At 74.3% G+C, this 7,221-nt stretch carries 5 protein-coding genes; 1 reads left to right on the forward strand and 4 read right to left on the reverse strand.

Annotated elements, in window-relative coordinates:
* Positions 1-127 precede the first annotated feature (127 nt).
* Both ETD96_RS37795 and ETD96_RS37800 read right to left on the reverse strand, forming a co-directional pair.
* Entirely contained in the window at positions 128-472 is a 345-nt protein-coding gene (locus ETD96_RS37795) for a DUF4233 domain-containing protein (protein ID WP_138641300.1), read from the reverse strand.
* Positions 469-1,842 (reverse strand): bifunctional folylpolyglutamate synthase/dihydrofolate synthase, encoded by a 1,374-nt coding sequence (locus ETD96_RS37800; protein ID WP_138641304.1) that lies wholly within the window; start codon positions 1,840-1,842, stop codon positions 469-471. The genes ETD96_RS37795 and ETD96_RS37800 overlap by 4 nt, the downstream gene beginning before the upstream one ends.
* A 111-nt stretch (positions 1,843-1,953) precedes the next feature.
* Here ETD96_RS37800 and ETD96_RS37805 point away from each other — a divergent pair, with 111 nt between their 5' ends.
* Complete coding sequence (locus ETD96_RS37805) at positions 1,954-3,150, forward strand: folylpolyglutamate synthase/dihydrofolate synthase family protein (RefSeq protein WP_338072652.1); 1,197 nt, start codon at positions 1,954-1,956, stop codon at positions 3,148-3,150.
* Here ETD96_RS37805 and ETD96_RS37810 read toward each other — a convergent pair.
* On the reverse strand, positions 3,122-4,060 hold the full coding sequence (locus ETD96_RS37810; RefSeq protein WP_138641302.1) for a hypothetical protein: 939 nt from the start codon (positions 4,058-4,060) through the stop codon (positions 3,122-3,124). The two genes, ETD96_RS37805 and ETD96_RS37810, sit on opposite strands and share 29 nt — an antisense overlap.
* Before the next feature lie 429 nt (positions 4,061-4,489).
* Positions 4,490-7,111, reverse strand: a complete 2,622-nt coding sequence (locus ETD96_RS37815) for a valine--tRNA ligase (RefSeq protein ID WP_138641303.1) — start codon at positions 7,109-7,111, stop codon at positions 4,490-4,492.
* Positions 7,112-7,221: the final 110 nt, after the last annotated feature.

Consider the following 7,221-nt stretch of genomic DNA (forward strand, 5'->3'; position numbering starts at 1 on the left):
GCCTGCTCCTTCGGAGGTCGTCATCCGCCGCAGCGCGCATTTCCGGAAAAGGAGGGATGTCCAAATTGGGACGATTAATCGAATTCGCGGTATTCGGCGGGATGAGTGGCTGCCGTCCCCGCAGAACTTAGCGCGGCTGCGCGCTCGCCGCCTTGCGTCCCAGCCAAATGGCCGTCCACCACAGCGCCCCGAAAACGACACCGAGGAAGAACATGACCGGCACCATGAACCCGGTCGCGATGAGCAGCACCTGCAGCACGGTGCCCGCCGGAACCGCCCACGGGCGGCGCAGCAGCCCGGCCAGCACCAGGCAGGCGAGCGCGAGGCTCCCGCACACGCCGCCGGCGACCGCGCCGTCCACGTCCAGCACCGCCACGGCCACCGGAATCGCCAGCGCGATCACGATCGCCTCGCAGGCCAGCACGGTGGCGAACAGCCTGCGCGCCGGGTTGTCCGCGACCTGGGTGCTCATGACCGTCCCTCCGCGACGCGCAGCAGTGTGCGGGCGTCGCCCGCGGTGACCACCGACCCGGTGATCAGAACTCCGGCGCCCCGGTACTCGCCGGTCTCCTCGGCGAGACCGATCGCCCGGTCGATCGCGTCGTCCAGCCGCTCGGCGACATGGACGCGCTCGGGGCCGAAGATGCCCTCGGCGATCTCGGCCAGCTCCTCGGGCGGCATCGAGCGGGGCGAGGAGTTGCGGGTCACCACCAGCTCGGTCAGCACGGGTTCGAGCTGGTCCAGCACGCCCGCGACGTCCTTGTCGGCGGAGATGGCGAGCACCCCGGCGAGCCGGGTGAAGCCGAACGACTCGGTGACGGTCTGCACGGTCGCCGCCATCCCTGCCGGGTTGTGCGCGGCGTCCAGCAGGACGGTCGGGCCCGTCCGCGCGACCTCCAGCCGGCCCGGCGAGGCCGACTGGGCGAAGCCGCTGCGCACCAGCGCCGGGTCGAGCTGCCCCTCCTCGCCGCCGAGGTAGGCCTCGCCCGCCGCGATGCGGGTCGCGGCCTCCAGGTTGGCCTCCCCGCGGGTCGGCGCGCCGCCCGCGAACGCCTCCACGGCGGCCAGGGCCGTCGCGGCGTTGCCCGCCTGGTGCTCGCCGAACAGCGGCAGGAAGATCTCGTCGTAGACGCCGTGCAGGCCCTGGAGCCGGAGCTGCTGGCCGCCGACCGCGACGTCGCGGCTCAGCACGCCGTACTCGATGCCCTCGCGCGCCGCGGTCGCGCCGATCTCGGCGACCCGGCGCAGCAGCACCTCGGCCGCCTCGACCGGCTGCTGCGCCAGCACCGCGACCGCGCCCGGCTTGATGATCCCGGCCTTCTCGCCGGCGATCTCCTCCAGCGTGTCGCCGAGGTAGCGGGTGTGGTCGAGCCCGATCGGGGTGAGCACGGCGACCACGCCGTCCGCGACGTTCGTGGCGTCCCAGGCGCCGCCCATGCCGGTCTCGACCACGGCCACGTCGACCGGCGCGTCCGCGAACGCGGCGAACGCCATCGCGGTCAGCACCTCGAAGAACGACAGCCGGGACGGGTGCTTGCCGTCGACCAGCTCGACGTAGGGCAGGACGTCCTCGAAGGCCGCGACGAAGCGCTCCTCGCCGATCGGCTCCCCGTCGATCGCGATGCGCTCGCGCAGCGTGGTCAGCTCGGGGCTGGTGTACAGGCCGGTCCGCAGGCCGCGCTCGCGCAGCAGCGCCTCGATGAGCCGGGCGGTGCTGGTCTTGCCGTTCGTCCCGGCGATGTGGATCACCGGGTACGCGCGGTGCGGCTCCCCCAGGACGTCGACCAGGTCGCGGACGCGGTCGAGGGTGGGATCGATCTCCCACTCGACCCCGCGCGCCATGATCGCGGCGACGGTCGCCCGGTAGCCGGCCGGTTCGGTTCGCTGACTCACGGTTCGAGCCTACTCGGCGGCGCGCCGCACTCCGTCCGGGCCCACACTGGAGGAGTGGACGTGTTCTTCCGGGAATGGGAGCGCCGCGCTCCGGGCGAGACCCGCGACGTCGGGCGGGCCCGCGCCCTCGCCGGCGCCCTGGGCGTGCTGGGCCCGTCCGCGCCCGTCCTGACGGTCGTCGGCTCCAAGGGGAAGGGCACGGCGGCGACTTATGCCTCGGCCTTTCTCGCCGCCGCCGGCTTTCGCGTGTGCACCGTCACCAGCCCCGGCCTCCGCACCGATCGCGACCGGATCCGGATCAACGGACGCGCCGTTTCCAGCGACGAGTTGGCCATTCTCGCGGCCGACCTCGATACGGCCGTCGGCGCGCTCCCGCCGCCCTCGGACGGGTACCTCTCGCCGTCCGGGCTCTTCCTGCTCGCCGGCGTCCTGCACGCGCGCCGGGCGGGCGCGGACGCGCTCGTCCTGGAGGCCGGCATGGGCGGGCGGTCGGACGAGGTCGCCCTGTTCCCGCCGGACGTCGCCGCGATAACGCCGGTCTTCCTGGAGCACGCCGGCGTCCTCGGCGACACCGAGGCCGAGATCGCCCGGGAGAAGCTCGGCGTGGCGGCGCCGGGGACGGTCGTCCTGTCGGCGCCGCAGTCCGCGCCGGTCGCGGAGGTGCTGCGGGGCGTGGAGGTCGTCGGCCCCGGCGGCGCGGGCCTGCCCGCCGACCTGCTGCCCGCCGGCCTCGGACGCGCCGGAGCCGAACTCGGCGTCGCCGCCGCCCGCCGCCTGCCGGGCGCCGCGGAGCCACCGGCCGCGAGGCTGCGCGAGGTGCTGGCGTCGGTCGTCCTTCCCGGGCGGATGTCCCGGCACGCGGTGCCGGGGTCCGCGACGGAGGTGCTCGTCGACGCCGCCATCGACGGCGCCGGGGTCACCGCCGCGCTGGCCGCCGCGCGGCACGCCTGGGGGACGGTCGACCACGCCGTCGTCTGCCTCCCCGACCACAAGGACCTGGACGGCGCCGTCGCCGCGCTGGGCGACCTGCCCGTGACGTTCGTCCGGCTGCCGCTGCCGCACCTGCGCTTCACCCGCCCGCTGCCGGACGCCTGGGACGTCGTCGACGCCGACGCGATCACCCCGGAGTCGCTGGCGACGCTCGGGCACCGCGTCGCCGTCCTCGGCACCGGCTACTTCACCGGGCGCGTGCTGGACGTCCTCGGCGCCGACACCGAGCGGCTCTTCGTCACTTCGGCTTCTCGACGTCCTTCCTGATGCGCCCCATCACGTCGGCCATCAGCGGGAACTGCGGGTTCACCGTCGGGCGGTTCGCCGCGACGATGCCGTAGGAGTCCCGGGTCGCCCACGCGCAGTAGGTGTGGGTCTCGGCCAGCACGGCGAACGTGCCGCAGAACGCCTTCGCGCCCTTGCCGCCCAACGGGACGTCCTGGCCCCAGATGAACGTGGTGGGACGCGTCTTGCGCAGGAACGCCGCCGGATCGCCCACCGCGCCCGTTCCGCCCATGAACAGGACGTTCAGCTTTCGCACCGGCTCCGCGGTGTAGACGGCCGTGCCGTGCTGCGCGGCCGGGACGCCGCCCGCCTCGACGGCGCGCGCGATGAACGGGTACGCCGCGCTCGCCTGCGGCGCCGTCAGCGCGTCCTTGTGGAGCCCGCCGGCCGCCGCGCCCGCCGTGATCACTTTCTTGGGCGCGGGGAGCGCCGCCGTGGGCGCGTCCTGCACGCCGCCGCCGCCCGTCCGGAACGCCAGCGCCCCCGCCATCAGCGCGACCCCGGCGACCACGGCGGCGCCGGCGACGAGCAGCAGCCGGGGGACGCGCCGCCGCCGTCCGGCGGCCGGCGCGGCGGGGACGGGCGGCAGCGGGCCGGTGCCGTCCCTGACCACCGGATGGCCGCCGGTACCGACGGCGGGATGCCCACCGGTGCCCACGGCGGGGTGCCCGCCGGTGCCGACCACGGGATGCCCGCCGGTGCCCACCCGCGGGAAGGCGCCCGAACCGCCCACCATCGGGTGCCCGCCCGTACCCAGCGACGACAGCGGCCCCGTCCCGCCGGAGTCGGCCGACCACCATGGGCGCTTCCCGCCCCAAGGCGCCGGATCGGCGCCTCCTTGCGCGGCTCCTTCGGCGCCGCCCCGAGCCGAGTCCGCCTCATCGCCGGACATGTAGCCCGGCATGCCGGGCTGGCCCTCGGCGGGGGGAACACCCGCACCCCCCTCAGAGACCGGCCGGTCGGGCTCCCTACGCTCCGCTCGCGCTCCGCTCCGGGAACCGGACTGACCCTCAGTGGGGGAAACCCCCACACCCTCCTCAGAGAGCGGCCGGTCCGGCTCCCTACGCTCCGCTTGCGCTCCGCTCCGGGAACCGGACTGACCCTCGGTGGGGGAAACCCCCACACCCCCCTCAGAGAGCGGCCGGTCCGGCTCCCTACGCTCCGCTTGCGCTCCGCTCCGGGAACCGGACCAGCGGGGTGACTCCGCCATTGCACTCCTGATGGTTCACCTAGCACCAAAAGCCCGCAGGCCCACCCGGATCGTAACGGCGGCGGGCCCGCCGCGCCGACGGTTCGCGCGGTCGCGTCCGGGGTTCGCGCGTCAGCCCGCGGGCAGCGCCGCCAGCTGCGACTCCAGCCGGGTGATGTCGGCCTCCGCCTGGGCGAGCCGGTCCCGGTTCTTCGCGACGACGGCCTCGGGCGCCTTCGCCATGAACGCCTCGTTGCCGAGCTTGCGCCGGGCCTGCTCGACCTCCTTGCGGGCGGCGGCGAGGTCCTTCTCCAGGCGCTTGCGCTCGGCGGCGACGTCGATCGCGCCGGCGGTGTCGAGCCGTACCGCGACGCCCTCGACGGGCAGGGACGCGGTCGCGGCGAACCCGTCGCCGGGCGCGGTGAGGCGCAGCAGCGCGCGGACGCCCTCCTCGTGCGCGGCCAGCGGCGACCCGCCCCACTCCAGCGCCGCCGCGACCCGCTGACCCGGCTTCAGGCCCTGGTCGGCGCGGAACCGGCGGACCTCCGTCACGAGCCGCTGCAGCGACTCGATCTCGGCCTCGGCGGCCCGGTCGGCGCGGGCGGGCTCGGCGGCCGGCCACGGCGCGGTGACGATCGTGTCGCCGCCGGTCAGGGACGTCCACAGCTCCTCGGTCACGAACGGGATGACCGGGTGCAGCAGCCGCAGCAGCTTGTCGAGGACCTCGCCGAGGACGCGCCGCGTCGCCTCGGCCCGCTCGTCGGCGAGCTGCACCTTGGCGAGCTCCACGTACCAGTCGCAGACCTCGTCCCACGCGAAGTGGTAGAGCGCCTCGCACGCCTTCGCGAAGTCGTAGGACTCCAGGTGCTCGTCGACCTCGGCGATGACCGTCTGGAGGCGCGACAGGATCCACGCGTCGACGGTCGTCACCTCGGCGGGCATGGCGCCGCGGACGTGCGCGCCGTTGATGAGCGCGAACCGCGTCGCGTTCCACAGCTTGTTGCAGAAGTTGCGCGAGCCCTGCGCCCACTGCTCGGCCACCGGGACGTCGCCGCCCGGGTTCGCGCCGCGCAGCAGCGTGAAGCGGGTCGCGTCGGCGCCGTAGGCGTCCACCCAGTCGAGCGGGTCGATGACGTTCCCGAACGACTTGGACATCTTCTTGCCGTACTGGTCGCGGACCATGCCGTGCAGGGCGATGGTGTGGAACGGCTGGACGCCGTCCATCGCGTACAGGCCGAACATCATCATGCGGGCGACCCAGAAGAACAGGATGTCGTAGCCCGTCACCAGCACCGACGTCGGGTAGAACCGCTGCAGCTCGGGCGTCTTGTCAGGCCAGCCGAGCGTGGAGAACGGCCACAGCGCCGAGGAGAACCAGGTGTCGAGGACGTCGCCGTCCTGCGTCCAGCCGGCGGGCGGCTCCTCGTCCGGGCCCGGGCACGCGACCTCGCCGTCCGGCCCGTACCAGACCGGGATGCGGTGCCCCCACCACAGCTGCCGGCTGATGCACCAGTCGTGCATGTTGTCGACCCACTCGAAGTAGCGGGCCGCCATCTCCGGCGGGTGGATCGCCACGCGGCCGTCGCGGACGGCGTCGCCGGCGGCCCGCGCCAGCGACTCCACCTTCACGAACCACTGCAGCGACACGCGCGGCTCGACGACCGTGGAGCAGCGCTGGCAGTGCCCGACCGAGTGCTTGTAGGGGCGGACCTCCTGAACGATCCGGCCCTGCTCGCGCAGCGCCGCGACGACCGCCGGGCGCGCCTCGAACCGGTCGAGGCCCTCGAACGGGCCGGACGCGGTGACGACGCCGCGCTCGTCCATCACCGACATCGACGCCAGGTCGTGCCGGCGGCCGATCTCGAAGTCGTTCGGGTCGTGCGCCGGGGTCACCTTGACCGCGCCCGTCCCGAACGCGGGGTCGACGTGCGCGTCCGCGACGACCGGGATGCGGCGGCCGGTCAGCGGGAGCTCGATCTCCCGCCCGACCATGTGCGCGTAGCGCTCGTCGTCGGGGTGGACGGCCACGGCGGTGTCGCCGAGCATCGTCTCCGCCCGGGTCGTCGCGACGACCAGCTCGTCCTCGCCGGAGCCGTACCGGATCGAGACCAGCTCGCCGTCGACCTCCTCGTGCTCGACCTCGATGTCGCTCAGGGCCGTCAGGCAGCGCGGGCACCAGTTGATGATGCGCTCGGCGCGGTAGATCAGGCCGTCGTCGAACAGCCGCTTGAAGATCGTCCGGACGGCGCGGGCGCGGTCGTCGTCCATCGTGAACGCCTCGCGCGTCCAGTCGACGCCGTCGCCGAGCCGGCGCATCTGCCCGAGGATCCGGCCGCCGGACTCGGCCTTCCACTGCCAGACCCGCTCGACGAACGCCTCGCGGCCGAGGTCGTGGCGCGACAGGCCCTCCTTGGCCAGCTCGCGCTCCACCACGTTCTGGGTGGCGATGCCGGCGTGGTCCATGCCCGGCACCCACACCGCCTCGTGGCCCTGCATGCGGCGCCGCCGGACGAGGGTGTCCTGGATGGAGTGGTCGAGGGCGTGCCCCATGTGCAGCGAACCGGTGACGTTCGGCGGCGGGATCACGATCGAGTACGCGGGACGCTCCGGCGCGCGCTCGGGGTCGGCGGTGAACAGCCCCGCCGATACCCACCGCTCGTAGAGCCGGCCCTCTACATCGGCCGGTCGGTACTGGGTGGGCAGGTCGACGTCCGCGGCGGCCCCCTGGCCGCGCTCACTGCTGGGCTGTGTCACGGCTGACGATTCTACGGGGACGCAGGGGGTGAGGCGCCCCGGGGACGTGCGCGGGTGCGCGACAATCGGCACCGGCGAGCACCCCGCCGAGCCGCCTCGCCGTTCCGGCT

It is taken from the genome of Actinomadura geliboluensis (assembly GCF_005889745.1).
Classification (GTDB): Bacteria; Actinomycetota; Actinomycetes; order Streptosporangiales; family Streptosporangiaceae; genus Spirillospora; species Spirillospora geliboluensis.